Here is a 15,148-nt window from a genome sequence, read left to right on the forward strand (position 1 = left end):
TTTATGGGGAATAAAATGTGTGTTTATGGGGAATAAAATGTGTGTTTATGGGGAAGTATAAGAAACTCGCTTATCACAAGGGTTTATCCGGTTTGGAAATTAACATATTAGATTTTAAAATGTGTGTTTATGGGGAATAAAATGTGTATAATGTTGACAACATACACATTTTATTATACTATTTCTATTATTTTATCGTCATAAAAAGAGATAGAGACATTGATTTGCTGTCAGGAGGGTATCTTATGAACTTGGCGAACAGAAACGAGCTCATCAAGGCGAGTCCGGCGATTCAGGTGCAGAGCAAGATGACGCTTTTGCAACGTCGGGCATGGAACGTGTTACTCGCAAATGCCTATGATGACTTACCGGATACAGACATCTATCGCGTCAGCATTGCTGAGTTATCAGCGAAACTTGGTTTTAACAGCAAGAACGAGAATTATTTGAAGGAAATATTAGAGACACTTGTTGATTGCAAGGTAAGATGGAACTTGCTCGACAAGGACAAGGAAGAAGAATGGGGCGTTGCGGTCCTACTTGCATCAGCAGAAATAAAGGACGGTATCTGTACCTATGGGTTTGCTCCACATTTCCGTTTGAAACTTCACAATCCGCGCATTTATGCTAAGTTGAACCTCCGCCTCCAAAATCGGTTCAAGAGCCAATACGCGTTGGTTTTATGGGAAGTTTGCTTTGATTACTTTGATGCTGATCGGGACCAGGGTGAAACACCTGTTATCTCGATTGAAACCTTCAAAGAGCTGCTGGGTCTTGGAAAAGATGATTACCCTATATTCAGTGAATTTAACCGATCGGTCATTAAACCTGCTGTCAAGGAGATCAACACTCTAACAAATTACCACGTTGAGGTTGAACAGAAACGCATCGGACGACGGATCGGTGAACTGAAGTTCCATATCACCAGGGTCAAGCAGATCCCGCCGATTCAGGAGTCACTCTTTCCTGATATAGAGAACCTTCCTCCAGTTGCTATTGAACTCGTCCAGGCAGAGATTGATCGGAAAGCTGCCCTTAAAATCGCCGAACAAGAATGGAGTTTCGTGAATCCCGAAAAATTGCCGTCCGATGGCACGTATCCTGATTTTCTGGCATATATCGCCGAGAAGATTGAAATATCCATCCACGCCGTGGGGGTCAAAAATCGTGGCGGTTTTATCCTTGAAGCCATCCGCGAGAACTATCAGAACTCACAGGTACAAAAGGATCGTGAAGAACGCGCCAAGAAAGCAAGAGAAAAAGAACTGGAGGACTTAGCTGCAGAATTTAGGGTCAAACGTGATAACATGATCCGTCAAGTCGTTCACGCCCAACCGGAACTTATTGAATCCGCTGCGGAATGTATCCAGTCTAATTTCATCCGTAATCGGCTCCTTGAGCACGGATCCGCTATGGAAGCATACCAAAAAGGTGGAATGATCAAAGCGGAGATAGACAGCATTCTTGCTGAGGAATTCTGTCAGGATCTGCTTGCTCCGGTTCATACGGCGTATGAAGATGAAAAGGAGCAAATTTTGGCAAGGGTCTGTTAGATCACCCCAATTTACTCCCTTAATTGGATAAACGCCTGACTGACAAAATCACTGTTTTTCAAGGTTTTAACCGCGCCTTTAACCCGTTCAGCAGCGAAGCAGCGAAATTATGGTCCGTGTAGCCGGTGTAGCCCACCGTAGTAGGGAACAGGATGGTCATCTGTGAAGTTTGCTCATCAGGAGGAGAAGGCGTATTATAATGTTTGATCTCTTAATTCCACTTTTTTTGATCTCAATGCCATTTCTAATTTTTGCCTATGCTTTCAGTACCAGAAAAAAGCGTAAAAGCAATAAGAGAAGAAAGAAACATCATCGGATGATAAAGCAATGCTCGTATGAAGGCAGCATTGGTCCCCTCTTAGAGGCACACAGGGAGAACGAAATTGCAGCGGAAGCGAAATATATCGGGACAATTATTCGTGTTAAAGGCACAGTACTAAGGGTTGCTAAGAGTAGATTGTCGAAATATGATGTGTATCCGAGCCTTATTGTAATACTTTTTGTTGATGGAGGTAGTGTATTGTGTTGTATGTCAGAAGACGAAAAAGAACAATTGATAGAAATACGGATAGAAGATGAAGTGGTTGTATACGGAGTGATAGTTGGGTTTGACTTAGACATCGATCGGCTTATTTTGAACGGTTGTTTTATCCTAATAGAGGAAAAGGAGGCACATGGTCATCAGTGAAATCCAATCATAGTCCTGCGACAAGAACAATTACTTCAGGTCTTCACCAAGTTGATCTATCAGCAATGGAATGAGAGGCTCCAGCAGTGGATCTCTTGAAAGTCGAATTTATTAATGAAGTTCCCAGTTCCCCTTGCGTTCCGCCCCCCGCGGCGCCGGTTGAGGCGAGACACGACTGGGTGATTCGACTGGCGTGGTGGTTTATCAGCGAGATCTGGGAATACGAGCGGAAGCCGGAGGCAAAGATTGAATGTGATCATGAAGCGAGGGACAGATCATTAGGCGTATGCTGGGGAGTTGTTAGAAATTTGAAGTTGAGAAGTTGAGAGTTTGAAGTTGTCTGAATTAGGATTTTCAGGATGTGTCGCGTTTTGCTACATACAATTGAAACTTATGCGAAAATGCCCTCATGGAGTCTCATGGAGAAATGACTATTAGCACGTTACAGGACTACATCCAAAGGATTAGGTGTTTGAACAGAAGTCCTCGCGCTAACATAGGATGTGCGCCTCACAAACCTTTTCTTCTTTTGGCGGTTATTGCGCTCATTCAAGAAGGAGGAATTAATGAGAACAAAATTCAGTTCTCTGACGATTTGATTGCTATATTTAAAAAATATGTTGCGCTAACACCGGGGTGGAATCCCACGATTTATACTCCATTTTACCGGCTACAAAACGAAGGATTCTGGCATCTGAGAAGAAAGTTATGAAACAATAGCACGGCGTTTTGAGTGAGTATACAAGGGATGGAGCGAAATTTGTAATTCGTTTGTTTTTGTGATATACTCTTAATAACTTGGCGGATAGGAGTATCACCTCGGCGCACCTCAGCGTCGAGTCCTATCCAACCCGGTGATATGGGTTGAATGCCGGTTGCCAAGGGAAACCTTGTTAAACATTAATTTTTATCAGATGACTGGACACTTTCGCGTGGGAGCGACGCTAACGCCTTCTTGGAGGGTTCGCTCGTGCAAGCCGAAGTATTCATAGGCTATCATTTTTTTAAAGGAGAGCGGATAATGAGACAGGAATTCTTCTATGAACCGAACTGTGTTGAAAATGGCGAGTGGATACCTGAAAAGAAAACCCTTGAAGACACGCTTGTTCTGGATTTGCGATTTACCTGGAATCATCGTCATAATTTAGAACGTCGGTGGATCCAGCGGCGTCTTTTAGGTAATGCCGCCGCTATCTGGCGTTTTATGAGAACGCAACGAGAAGGACGTAGAAAGCTCATTCGCGAACTGCGGGCATACCGCAGTAATAGGGAATTTGCCCCTGATCTCCATCAAAATTTGGAAACTTGGTATCTACAGAACGGTAAAAAACGCATGGATATCGCTTGGATTGTTAGGTGGTTGTTGACATCCTCATGGGCGGAGGACCCTTCTGGTTTTGAGAATGCTAAAGTTTGGGAATCTAAATTACAGATAGACTCTGAGAAACTTTGGCTAACTTAATTCCACAAAGATAATCCATGGAGGAGCATAATTAAAATGAGATCTCGGCTTATAAGTGATAGGGGTGAAACTGTCACAATTGTCCGTCTATCGGATGACAAAGGTGAAGAAACAATTGTTGCCAGTGATGTTTTGTGTCTAATAAGTCCCGTAGAGGGTCAATATGAACACTGGCAGGCAGCCTGTGAAGTGGGAAATAAAGGCATCCGTAAAGGAGACATTCTCAGACGTGACAATGGATTAGAAATGCAGGTGTTAAGGGTTGAACCCGGTAAATTATCACGTAGCCGTGAGAAAATATACTTAGATCTAAAAGAATATGATCGAGTGCCACAGTCTTCTCAGATGGATGTGGAAGATACACTGACGGATGACCTTCTTCCTAAACGTCTACTTCATCATGTAGTTTTCCAAAAGGTATTACCGATTTTTATGCAAGGCTCTTATGGTCCTGCTGTGTTTGAAGCATTTAAACAGGTTGAAGTGGCTGTCCGAGAAGCAGGGGGTTATGCGGAGACCGATTACGGAACTAAATTGATGCGCATGGCATTCAACCCTGAAGATGGTGCTTTAACCGATCCACAGGATACAGAAAAACAAGCGAGATCGGATATATTTGCTGGTGCAATTGGATCCTACAAAAACCCCGGAAGTCATCGGGATGTTGAGATTACCGCAGAGGAAGCGGCTGAGCTGATAATCTTCGCGAGCCATCTCCTTCGTATCGTTGATTCGTGTAATCAATGAAGTATATACTATAGGTGCAATTAAACCTTATCACAGATATATCTTCGTATAACCCTCCTCCATACAGACTGGCAAAACTAATAGGGAAATGATTTAAAAATGAGAAAGAGAAAAAGAAAGAGCGAACGAAAATTTTTGCTTTCGGACAAATCATTTCTGCGCATGTTGAGTCCGGAACAACGGGAACAGTTAGATTCCAAACATAAGAGTGTCTATCCACCGATCTTATTAGTCGAGAACGCTCAACATGGGTTGGGCAAACCGAGTGCCTTACTTAACTTTAAGAACACTATAAGGGTGCCTCATTGGGTAGAACGGGCAAAAATGGAGTTGCTAATAGGGCCACCGCCTCGTTACTACAAAGTCGGAGCAAAAGTGCCGATCAAGTCAATCTATAACGCATCAGGTGAAGCGCGCGAAAAGATAGAAAAAGGTGCTGTTGGTATTGTGAACCAAATGGAAGCGGAAGCTGACAGGCTCAAAAAACACGTGCCCATATTACCGGGCAGAGACGTAAAACTCACGGCATTGACTGAAAACCACAAAAGTATCTCTGACAAAGATCTTTTACGGCTGTTTAATCAAGCCTTGAGAGAGTACAGTCATAATCACCCACAAAGTCCATGCTCTCCTGTTCCAATCGGAATAGGTAATACAAAAATTCCTGAAATCAGGAAATTCCTAGATGAGTGCAAGGCGATTTGCAAGGTTGATACTCTGGGCAAAGCTTACAAATGGATTGCACAAATATTCTATGAAGATTCTGAGTCCGTGTTAGACTTTTTATGCAATGGAGGTATCATACCAGTTTCAGCAGATGAACAATCTGAAATTTTCAACAGATTTAGAAGTGAAGGTGAACCACCGATCAGTAGTTTTGCTCCATACGCACTAATTACCATGAAGTTGTATCATACAATGTTCTTGTACCTTACTGAAAATCGAGAAAATTCCTCGCCTCGAGAGGTGCTCAGGGATTTCGATTACTTGTTTTATGCTCTGGATGATTATGTTATTTTTGTATCTGCCGAGAAATGGCACAAGAAATGTATAGAAGAGATCCCGCTCCTTAAAAATGTCCGTAAAAATTTCGTATTCATTACTCACAAAAACAAAAGTGAAGAGGAATACAAAAAGGGCTTGAAATCCATTGGTATTAAAATGTAGAGGATTTAAGAGTTCTCGCTTGTCAACGTGGCAGTAATAGAAATTAACCGACAGGGAAGGAGAGATTTAAAATTATTTTATGTTCAACCGAAGTTCTTGGAGTTTGTCTTCCTTCTTGAAAAACGCTTGTTTCGCATACTTCACTATCAACGTGCCTATTCAGTGAGGATATGTTCAACGACGTTCGCAAACTGAAGAACAAATGTGATTCTCCTGAAGGTGATTGATCAAGAACTGAAACTGGAGGTAATTACCGAAGAAATGGCTTGGTAAATTTAATGTATACTGGAGATAACCTCTATTACTTCTATAAGGAGAAGGTGGGTGAGTTCGCATTATAAAACGTTGGGACACATTGACGTAGATGCTTTCCTACGAAACAGAAATGGAGCGATTGATTTGAACCTCATTGATGCAGGTAGAATACGCCCTATTTCTCAGCAGTATGAGTGGGAAACGGATACATCAGCTGGACACGTGTTGTTGCGTCCTGTTCTGAGCAAGCGGAGTCGGGCAAAGGTTGGAGATGTGCTTATTCCACTGTTCATTGATTTAACGCCTGAGACTATCGCTTTTATGGGGGCATACGATGGGGACGGGAACAAAACCAATAAAATCGGTTTTGCCCAAAATAATCCACAGCTGCAGGACTTTGTAAGTAGAGGGCTTCAAGTCTTATTTGGTGACTCTTTCGACTCCCAAGTGACTATATTGGAAGATGAAAAGTATTTCCAGGGCGATAATATTATTGATGAGATGAACCTTATCAAGCAGGAATGGATGGATCAAGGGAGGCCGGAAGACGAAATTAAAGAAAGGGAGCTGCAAGAAGAAATCTTAGGGCTAAAATACAACTCTCAATATGCTGGAAGCCCGCCTGATGAACCGATGAAGTTCGTAATCAGTGAAAAGAAGGGAGCACTTGCTCCTGGCGGGAGTGCTTATGAAATTATCCGTACCCAACTGAAATCTGAACACTTTCTCCCGTTCCTGCTTGCGATTATAAAGGCGTGTGTTGACTCTATTCTGAAGGATTCTATCGAGTCAGATGAAATTAAATGGTTGGGACCGCCGCTCACGCATCATCAACAATACTTTAATCTGAAGCCTTATGTCGAAAGTGGAATGTGCTGTTATGTGACAAAAGGCGGACAGAAAAGACAATATGACATTTGTGCAGAACAAGGAGAACTCTTTAAACCCGATATTGACCGTGGTGATTTATTATGGATTCAAAAGCCAAACGGTAGGCGATTTGCAGTACCTGTTGAGTTACCTTTATCACCAATTCTCTGCTTAATGTTAGGATATTATTTGGCTGAGGGATCGTCCAGTAAATCTGCGTATTTTACCTTTAGAAATCAATATGAGCAAAGTATCTCACTCGGCTTCAACTCCTCTGAAGAAGACACACTTCGTGTTTTTTTTGATGGACTGGATGTTTTGTTTCCAAACAGTCGGGCGGATATCGTAACGGGATGGCTCGTAAAAATCGGGGGTAAATATTTTCCTGAGTCCATCACAGTTGCAGAAAAACTTGCTATTCCCTTGACACGACGCGGTCCAAAGGGACAGGGAGTAGCCGGAAGTGTTGAATTTACAAAAGCAGTCCGAGATTGGGCATTAGATCAATTTCCGCTGATGAAGGCGTGGGCTGATAAATTCTTGCATATTGAGTTTACTGGGGCAGGAGTTCCAAGGGTTGACATTAGATGTGCGAGTTTCCCTGCTGAATTTCTGGCAGCAGTGATATGTGATTCCCTGTTCCAATCAGAGAGTATTGAGGAGTTCATTCGTGACCGGTAAAGATCATAAATCAAGTAATTCGGTTGAAAGAAATGGGTTCTGGTGCTTAGGAGTCCAACCGTCGAAAATTACCAAAACTTTATCTGCGCACCCTTGGCGTGCTAACATCATTGCATATTTCAAAAGAAGCAGTCCTAATCAAGCGCAATGCATTAAGAGAGGGGATCCGGTTTTTGCTGCGGATTTATTTCATCAAGTGTTAGGAACATTGTTAGTGGTTCCTCGCTCAGATATTGAAGAATCCACTGTTTTCGATATTACCGAGTACGTTTTGAATTTACAAGCCCGCAATGGAAGTTTTGGTTTTTATCCAACGAACCCGCAAACTGAGATTGCTAAAATTCTCAAAAATCGAACACTCCCAACCGATATTTACGCAACTTTTTATGCCCTTGGCACCTTGAACATGCTTAGTGTTGAGTTAGCTGAGAACCAATTAAAGAAAATAATTGATTGGCTTTCTGAATTTCAGGCACCAAGTGGTTGGTATTATAATTTGGACTGGGCTGATACAGAGGAGCATCGCAAACTTCAAAATGAGGTAACCTTGCAAACATTGTGTGCTGCTTCGCTATACGATTTTCTGAATGTAGAAAGAGACTGGACTCCTATTTTATCCGCAATTGAAGGAGGCTTGGAGAAACTCCTCTATATGGGTCCTATGCAACAGTGTTTGCAGACGTGGGATATTCTTACAAGCGGTAAATCTCCAACGGAACGAATGATAAATACAGTTGAAGAATTTATATCCGATCACTACGACGCAGAGACGGGCGGCTTCTATGAGTATTTGCGGGAGCGAGCGAAGCAGCTTGCGGGGGCTGGAGGGACATATACAGCCCGATACCAATACGACCAATGTACCACCCATGTTTGTTCAAGTTATAATGCTCTTCAAATACTGAGTTTGCTTCTTCCTTACAGCTCCACCTTACGCGATTTTTGGCAGACAAATCGATCGAATATCTACGAGTTCTTCGCGAATCAGGTGCCAGCTTCTGATGACGGATTTGGTATAGCCGTGAAAATTGCTGAATACTCCGAACCCTTTGGGCCTGCTAGCACGCCACTTGAAACATTGATGATACTTGCCTCATCTACAATGATAGAATATTTAGATGAAATATGGAATCAATCACACGGATGTTAATTTTAACAGAGAGGGCGATGTGAATTTCAAAGAAGAATTACTTCGTTTACAGAAAGTCGATTGGGCGTTTGCGGAGAGTGATACACAATACTTAACCCACAACTATCACCCTTATCCGGCAAGATTTATTCCGCAAATTCCATCTAAACTTATTCAATGCTTATCAGAAGCCGGTGAATGGGTTTTTGACCCATTTTGTGGAGCAGGAACAACCCTCGTCGAATCAACACTTTTAGGCAGAAACTGTATCGGCAATGACCTTAACCCAATTGGAGCGTTGGTATCCAAAGTGAAATCGAATCTTGTAAGTGTTGAGGATAAACCTGAATTAGAGAATTTGATGGCGGATATTGAAGGTTATTTTGAGCAGGCGACTGACACACTCTCTCTTATCCCGAATTTATCTGTAATTCCAGAATATAACCTGCCTGATATTCCGAATCGAGATCATTGGTTTACGCCGACCGTGCAGGAGGAACTCGGCATCCTATTGGCTCGAATCAATATGGTAGTTTCACAATTTTTAGCAGACTTTTGCCGAGTGGCTTTTTCTGCAATTCTGGTGGGTGTCAGTAATCAGGGGGGCGAAACATACTACGGGAGAAAAGAGAAAACGATACCGCCAGGGACTGTTTACAAGCGATTCGTTTCAAAACTTCGTGAAATGTGGACGAGAATGGAAGGGTATCGAGAGGATCGACAGCCTGTCACATCTCAAGTCATCAACAATGATTTGAGAACTCTTGAGGACTTTCCACCGGACCTAAGGGTACAACTTGTTATTACGTCCCCCCCTTATCCAAATGCGTTTGATTATTTCCTTTACCATAGACACCGTATGTTTTGGCTTGGGTATGACCCAATAGCGATGTCTAAGAAGGAAATTGGATCACACCTTAACTATCAGCGAAAGGGAACGACAGAACAAAACATAGCAGCGTTCAAGGAGTCAATGCGTCTCTGTTTTCAAAGGATAAACAGCGTTTTAGAGACATACCGCTTCTGTTGTCTTGTGATTGGCGATTCTGTTTTCAAACAACAACTTGTGGAAAATGACCAACTCATTATTGAAATCGCGAGGGACTGCGGTTTTAAGTTAGAAGTCAACTTGGAGCGAGATATACACGCCTATAGGCGTTCTTTTACTTCAGCTGCACGAAGGGCTAAATCTGAACATATCGTCATTTTGCGAAAGGTGGAAGATGTATAAATACACGTTCCGATTACCATCTTACAAACTGTGGGAATATGAGTTTGAACTGGCAAAACGAGAAATACGGTCACTTATCTCCCCTGATGGCCAATTAGTATTGACACAAGATGGATTCCAAATTGAGCAAGTGCATCCGATTAATATAAATAAACTAAAAAATCTCTGTTTCTTTCATTGTGTGGTCGTTGACAGTGAGAATCAAAGTGAGGTAATCAATACGCAGCAAGCGATTTCAGAATCATCTGCTAAGATTGCAGACAGAGCAATGAACTTTGCAGAACTCCAGCAGAAAATTGAAACGCTGGTTCCTAACAGAAGAAAGGTATCCACATACGGTGTCCACGGTTTACACACATACAAAGGGAAGTTTTATCCACAGTTGGTTAAATCCCTGATTAACTATTCTGGTGTTGCGTCCGGTTCTGTATTCTTGGACCCGTTTATGGGGTGTGGAACAGCAGTAATTGAAGGTTTTTTAACTGGTATGGTTGCGATTGGCATTGACATGAATCCGCTTGCACACTTTATCTCAAAGACAAGACTTTCTTGCTTAAATCTCTCCGCTGAAGATGTTGAACGGGAATTTAATACTTTATTGGCAAACCTTGAGAAACACCTTCCTGATGGAGATACCACCTCAGCATTGGATGTTGCCACAGTGACAGACTTAGGGATGCGTCTTTCACTCAAATATGAAATCGAGGATATTGAATACCTTATTTCTTGGTTCCCCTTGCCAGTGCTTTATAAACTTTTTCGGATTGTACAAGCGATAGAGTGTATCTCTATCCCCGCAATGCGTGATTTCTTCTTTGTCACCTTAAGCGACATGATGAACGATGTATCACAGCAAAAACCAACGCAATTGCGTATCGGGCGAAGAGCTGAACCAATAACGGATGCCCCCGTGTACAAAAAGTTTTCTGAATTAGTACATAGAAACACCTTCCGGTTGCGTGCTTTTTTAAATGGACTTACAAGTGAACGGTTGACTCACGATTTTTCATGTTTCTTAGGAGATATTCGCCACGTGGAACAAATTCAAAGCCCTTATCTCAAACAGGACAATCGGGTGGATATAATTATTACTTCCCCGCCGTATGCTACTGCACTCCCGTATATTGACACTGATAGACTTTCTCTTGCCTTTCTGAACCTCCTCAATAAACGCCAAAAGCCAGCGGTTGAGCGTGCTTTGATTGGTTCACGCGAAATTCAGACAAGCCTTAAAAACCAACTGGAACAGGAATTCTTTGACAATTACAATTGCTGTCCGTTACCCCAAGATATTAAGGAAACGATTAAACACATTTATGACTTGAATCATAATGCTCAAGTCGGTTTTCGGAGAAAGAACAAGCCGAGTTTACTTTATCGCTATTTCATGGATATGCGGACGGCGATGTTGCAAATGCACCGGTTACTGAAAAAGGATGGTGCCTGTATGATTATCATCGGCGACAATGTGACCACAGCAGGGGATGCAAAATGTCAAATACCGATTCCTACTGCACGATTCTTGGGACTTATCGCAGAAAGTATTGGTTTCCAGACAGTGGAAGAAATACCGATTACAGTTTCAAGAGAGAGTGTTGCCCATTTCCGCAATGCTATTACCAGAAATAAGATTTTAATATTGAGGCGCGGATAAATAGGTGTATGAGTAACCCACTGATAATGATACTGTTCAGTTGAACCTACGGTACATTGCAGCAGGGTCATTCAATTCTCGATTTGGATCTTGGTTTTGCTTTACATAAGTGAACGTTCTTAGGAAAAATCGCGAGCACAACTCGCGCCTACAGGCGAAAAATATTCACATACATAAAGGGAATAGGTAAGATTGAATGGCCCTGACATTGCAGAGCTTGCAGTGCCTGTCACTGCTTATGACAAATGGGATAAGGTTTTGGAAGCTTTCAGACCATAAAGGATTACACTCCTTGTCGGATTTGTAATTCATAGAGCGGATTTATAGCCAGTGCCTTGACAGACGAAGCGATAAACAAGTACAGTGAAACTGAACTCAAACCTATTTGGGAATTCCCGCATTGGGATGTCGTGAAAAACGCGCTTGAACTCAAGGGTAAAATTCACGATATGGAAGTTGAACTCGCCCAGATCCGTAAGATATATCTTCGACTCATTCGTTAATTTTCGGAAGTGATCGACCATTTAAAAAATAAGCATTGCCCACTGAATCCGTTCCAATTGATCCTCCTGTGCGTAGGAGCCTACCAAGTAAAGACAAATCACAGCATGCCTTGACAGAAGGTGTTCCATCAGGCAGTTAGCACTTGACCACCTCTATAGGTCTCACATGCTAACGTGCTAACATGCTATCAGGCTAACATGTAACCAATTTGGAGAGATAAAAAATGCGTTTTTATTTCACGAAGTAGGTAAAAAAATTGTACAATTGTTAGAAGAAAGAAGGGGCGGTTGCCGCCGCCCCAAATTACCAAAACCAATCAAGGTGTGTGATGCGTATCGGTGTTTGGCATTTCTATTTTAACAAGGCTCTCCGGTATGTGTCAACCTCTAATTTCAAAGAAAGGAGTATGATATGTACGGGATAATTTATCTGCTCACGAATACAAGAACCAATATGCGGTATATCGGTCAAACGATTCTTGGTCTTACCACTCGGTGGAACGGACATGTTGCAGAGGCTAACGCGGGTGAAACGACGCAGATTGCAAATGCGATTCGGACATACGGCGCGCAAGCGTTCACAAGACAGGTATTGAAAACTGGGGTTCCAGTCTCTGATTTAAACACGGTTGAACGGAATTACATTAACCACTATGGCACACTATATCCGTTTGGGTATAATGAAAGGTTGCCATAGCCACGATTTATAGAGGACAGGGTGATTATTTTCCACTGTCCTTCCTATTTTAGGAGGGTATTTTTTTGGCAACAAATGAAGCGCAGATTATTGGATATTCTGTATCTGGAGACGATCAACTTGAAACAAGGGAAGTCAAACTACCAATTGAAACTTGGAAAAAACTTGATAAACTTGCAGAAACGTGTCCAAACGGTAATCATCGGACACCTGAAACCTATCCATCATGGGCATTATTTGTATATGCTTGGTTATGTTCGGAAGATGATAGATATACAAAGGGTATTCTTCCTACGCCAGTTAGACCTGCCAAAAAGTCAAGTTAGGTCTAACTGGACTTCACATTTGTACGGATATTGCGGACGAAGCGGTTATTCTGTTTACCTTCGTCCGCAATTCTTAATCCTCTTTCCGCCCCAAGGGAGCATATAATGAACCAACACCCTATAAAATCCCACCTTTATTTAGGAAGGATGAAGTGGTAATGGAGGTATAAGTGGCAAAGCACCATTATGTTTCAAAATTTTACTATAAGGAATTCACTTTTAACCCAGAACGATCGTTAGTCTATTCAATGGACAATGAGAGCAAAATCAGTAATAGACCGAAATCAATAAGGAAAATCAGTTTTGAGCAGGACTACAATACACCTGAGCAAGAGCAAGAGCAAAGTCAACTTGAAAGAGAATATGCAGAAATATTAAGAGAATTTATCAAAGCACCCAACCCAAACGACTTAGAACTTTCTCGTGACTTTATAGAATTTGTTTGTTTCCTTGTGGGTAATAATCCTTACATCAGAGGTAAACTTGATGAGGGGTTCGGTAATATGGACCTGCAGATAAAGGACGCTCCCGGTGATCACTATATCTCAATGCCTAGAGGACATAAAGGCAAGTTTGATTGGAGTCTCGCCTTTGCTGATGCTGTTTTTGAGGAATTTCTTAATTGGAGATTTGTTCGCCTTGAGACAAACGGCTATAAAGTTTTTATTACTAGCGATAATCCAGTGAGCATAATAAATCCCCAAGATGTAAGGATTCCCATAATGGCTGACGTTCTATGGAGAGATCCAAAAGTTGTGAATTTTGGTAATGAAGATATACCGGTTTCAGATGGCTGGATGTCCAGGAAAATGGAAGTACAAATGACACTTAAAAGTGTTGATTTTGGACGGGATGTTATAATGATTTTCCCTGTCACTCCAAGTGTATGTTTACTCGGTTTCTCAAACAATACAAGGCATCTGAGATACATGAATCGCACGCCACGCGACAACAACGATATTTTAGCATTTATGAACCTTATAACGTTCAGTCAATGCAACAAAGTTGTTTATTCACACTCTAAGGAATTGCTGAAAAGCACCAAGATCAACTTGCCCAAATTCCTAAATCACTGCCAACGTCATGGATATCCGCCCTCTTTCGAGGCAGGTATAGCTTAAAAACTTCAGAAAGTCTATTGCGACAGTGTAAAGGAGTTGTAAGACAGGAAAGAGGACGACATCATAAATAGGAGGCGAGATAATGCAATGAAAAGCACACACTCCTTTGACAACGCCGAAATCCACCGAGTGTCCAAGTGTTTCACCGGCACATTTGAAGTGCGTAATCGCGGGCTTTGGTTTCTACTTGTTATTGTTGGGTTGTTTATTAACGGGTGTGGCGGAGACACAGACACCGCAGACACAGGACCCGCTATGTTTGTAGAGGTGAAACCGCCGCGCGTCCGTGCCGAACCGAATTCGGATAGGTGGGACGCAGAGTTTGATGTGGTCTTTAATGGATCGCCTGTTGATCTGAGCGCGGAATTTGAGATAAAAACGATACTCAAAGAGAGTTGGGACGCGGATTGGGAACAAACAGGAAATATTGTAACCCTTCACTTTGAGTTTAAACTCGTGTCAATTGAACAGAGAGTTGGTCCTACAGAACCCCCTGATAGAATATTAATCCTTCCACGTGAAGATCAAAAGCAATCTGTTGAGGTGACGCTCACGTGGTCGGACGGACGCAAAATTTTCACTGTTGAGGCGTACCCACCTGAAAGTCTTTTTGTTGGACGTTCAGATATTCTTTCATTTTAGAGGCATCATCGCAAGGATTTGTTTATGAAATGGTATCAAATGCGTTGGGCGCAAAAGTATTGGGGAAAAGAAGCCAGAGAACGCTACCGTCGGTATCTCCAATCCGATGCGTGGAAAACAAAGCGAAAAGCCGTTTTAAAAGCCGCTGGATTCCGATGCCGTCGCTGTGGCGCACCCGCAACAGAAGTACACCACGAGACCTACAAGCGAATCTACAACGAAAGGATGTCAGATTTAACAGCCCTATGTAGCAAATGCCATGAGGCAGCCCATACTCGGACACCCAAACCCCGAAAGAAAAGCACGTCTGGTGAAAGGTACGGAACCCGAAAACCTAACCAGCGCAGATTTTATCGAAAACGCAAGGCAAAGACAAGAAGTCGGTAAACCATGAAAAACATAAATTCCCTCAACAACGGACG

At 42.3% G+C, this 15,148-nt stretch carries 15 protein-coding genes; all 15 read left to right on the forward strand.

From position 1 onward, the window contains the following. The first annotated feature begins 245 nt into the window (after positions 1-245). The 15 genes from OXH00_21350 (at position 246) to OXH00_21420 (ending at position 15,113) form a co-directional block, all read left to right on the forward strand. Positions 246-1,553, forward strand: coding sequence for a replication initiation protein (locus OXH00_21350; GenBank protein ID MCY3743568.1), 1,308 nt, complete (start codon positions 246-248; stop codon positions 1,551-1,553). A gap of 199 nt (positions 1,554-1,752) precedes the next feature. Then, the gene (locus OXH00_21355) at positions 1,753-2,241 is read left to right on the forward strand and encodes a hypothetical protein (protein MCY3743569.1); all 489 of its coding nucleotides are present in this window, start codon (positions 1,753-1,755) and stop codon (positions 2,239-2,241) included. Positions 2,242-3,262: 1,021 nt separating this feature from the next. Next, entirely contained in the window at positions 3,263-3,703 is a 441-nt protein-coding gene (locus OXH00_21360) for a hypothetical protein (protein ID MCY3743570.1), read from the forward strand. A 36-nt stretch (positions 3,704-3,739) separates the two neighbouring features. Beyond that, the gene (locus OXH00_21365) at positions 3,740-4,450 is read left to right on the forward strand and encodes a TIGR02391 family protein (protein MCY3743571.1); all 711 of its coding nucleotides are present in this window, start codon (positions 3,740-3,742) and stop codon (positions 4,448-4,450) included. A 99-nt stretch (positions 4,451-4,549) separates the two neighbouring features. Then, positions 4,550-5,617, forward strand: a complete 1,068-nt coding sequence (locus OXH00_21370; protein ID MCY3743572.1) for a hypothetical protein — start codon at positions 4,550-4,552, stop codon at positions 5,615-5,617. Positions 5,618-5,941: 324 nt separating this feature from the next. Further along, positions 5,942-7,423, forward strand: a complete 1,482-nt coding sequence (locus OXH00_21375) for a hypothetical protein (GenBank protein ID MCY3743573.1) — start codon at positions 5,942-5,944, stop codon at positions 7,421-7,423. Continuing rightward, positions 7,413-8,573, forward strand: coding sequence for a hypothetical protein (locus OXH00_21380; GenBank protein ID MCY3743574.1), 1,161 nt, complete (start codon positions 7,413-7,415; stop codon positions 8,571-8,573). The genes OXH00_21375 and OXH00_21380 overlap by 11 nt, the downstream gene beginning before the upstream one ends. After that, the gene (locus tag OXH00_21385; protein MCY3743575.1) at positions 8,542-9,783 is read left to right on the forward strand and encodes a DNA methyltransferase; all 1,242 of its coding nucleotides are present in this window, start codon (positions 8,542-8,544) and stop codon (positions 9,781-9,783) included. Before OXH00_21380 ends, OXH00_21385 begins: the two co-directional genes overlap by 32 nt. Next, positions 9,776-11,437, forward strand: a complete 1,662-nt coding sequence (locus tag OXH00_21390) for a hypothetical protein (GenBank protein ID MCY3743576.1) — start codon at positions 9,776-9,778, stop codon at positions 11,435-11,437. Before OXH00_21385 ends, OXH00_21390 begins: the two co-directional genes overlap by 8 nt. 335 nt (positions 11,438-11,772) lie before the next feature. Further along, a complete protein-coding gene (locus OXH00_21395; protein MCY3743577.1) occupies positions 11,773-11,940 on the forward strand; it encodes a hypothetical protein in 168 nt (55 codons plus the stop codon). Between the two features lie 412 nt (positions 11,941-12,352). Beyond that, positions 12,353-12,637 (forward strand): GIY-YIG nuclease family protein, encoded by a 285-nt coding sequence (locus OXH00_21400; protein MCY3743578.1) that lies wholly within the window; start codon positions 12,353-12,355, stop codon positions 12,635-12,637. Positions 12,638-12,702: 65 nt separating this feature from the next. Beyond that, positions 12,703-12,963, forward strand: a complete 261-nt coding sequence (locus tag OXH00_21405) for a hypothetical protein (protein ID MCY3743579.1) — start codon at positions 12,703-12,705, stop codon at positions 12,961-12,963. A gap of 170 nt (positions 12,964-13,133) precedes the next feature. Further along, complete coding sequence (locus OXH00_21410) at positions 13,134-14,084, forward strand: DUF4238 domain-containing protein (protein ID MCY3743580.1); 951 nt, start codon at positions 13,134-13,136, stop codon at positions 14,082-14,084. Positions 14,085-14,171: 87 nt separating this feature from the next. Then, positions 14,172-14,726 (forward strand): hypothetical protein, encoded by a 555-nt coding sequence (locus OXH00_21415; protein MCY3743581.1) that lies wholly within the window; start codon positions 14,172-14,174, stop codon positions 14,724-14,726. A 24-nt stretch (positions 14,727-14,750) separates the two neighbouring features. After that, positions 14,751-15,113: an HNH endonuclease gene (locus tag OXH00_21420; GenBank protein ID MCY3743582.1), complete on the forward strand. Its 363-nt coding sequence runs from the start codon at positions 14,751-14,753 to the stop codon at positions 15,111-15,113. The last annotated feature ends 35 nt before the right edge of the window (positions 15,114-15,148 follow it).

The organism is Candidatus Poribacteria bacterium (assembly GCA_026706025.1).
Lineage (GTDB): Bacteria > Poribacteria > WGA-4E > WGA-4E > WGA-3G > WGA-3G.

What these genes read in the sequence shown, in the direction of transcription:
- OXH00_21420 (MCY3743582.1), top strand. Translation starts at nt 14,751, where the DNA reads ATGAAATGGTATCAAATGCGTTGGGCGCAAAAGTATTGGGGAAAAGAA.
- OXH00_21355 (MCY3743569.1), top strand. Translation starts at nt 1,753, where the DNA reads ATGTTTGATCTCTTAATTCCACTTTTTTTGATCTCAATGCCATTTCTA.
- OXH00_21365 (MCY3743571.1), top strand. Translation starts at nt 3,740, where the DNA reads ATGAGATCTCGGCTTATAAGTGATAGGGGTGAAACTGTCACAATTGTC.
- OXH00_21390 (MCY3743576.1), top strand. Translation starts at nt 9,776, where the DNA reads ATGTATAAATACACGTTCCGATTACCATCTTACAAACTGTGGGAATAT.
- OXH00_21400 (MCY3743578.1), top strand. Translation starts at nt 12,353, where the DNA reads ATGTACGGGATAATTTATCTGCTCACGAATACAAGAACCAATATGCGG.
- OXH00_21350 (MCY3743568.1), top strand. Translation starts at nt 246, where the DNA reads ATGAACTTGGCGAACAGAAACGAGCTCATCAAGGCGAGTCCGGCGATT.
- OXH00_21370 (MCY3743572.1), top strand. Translation starts at nt 4,550, where the DNA reads ATGAGAAAGAGAAAAAGAAAGAGCGAACGAAAATTTTTGCTTTCGGAC.
- OXH00_21360 (MCY3743570.1), top strand. Translation starts at nt 3,263, where the DNA reads ATGAGACAGGAATTCTTCTATGAACCGAACTGTGTTGAAAATGGCGAG.
- OXH00_21385 (MCY3743575.1), top strand. Translation starts at nt 8,542, where the DNA reads ATGAAATATGGAATCAATCACACGGATGTTAATTTTAACAGAGAGGGC.
- OXH00_21415 (MCY3743581.1), top strand. Translation starts at nt 14,172, where the DNA reads ATGAAAAGCACACACTCCTTTGACAACGCCGAAATCCACCGAGTGTCC.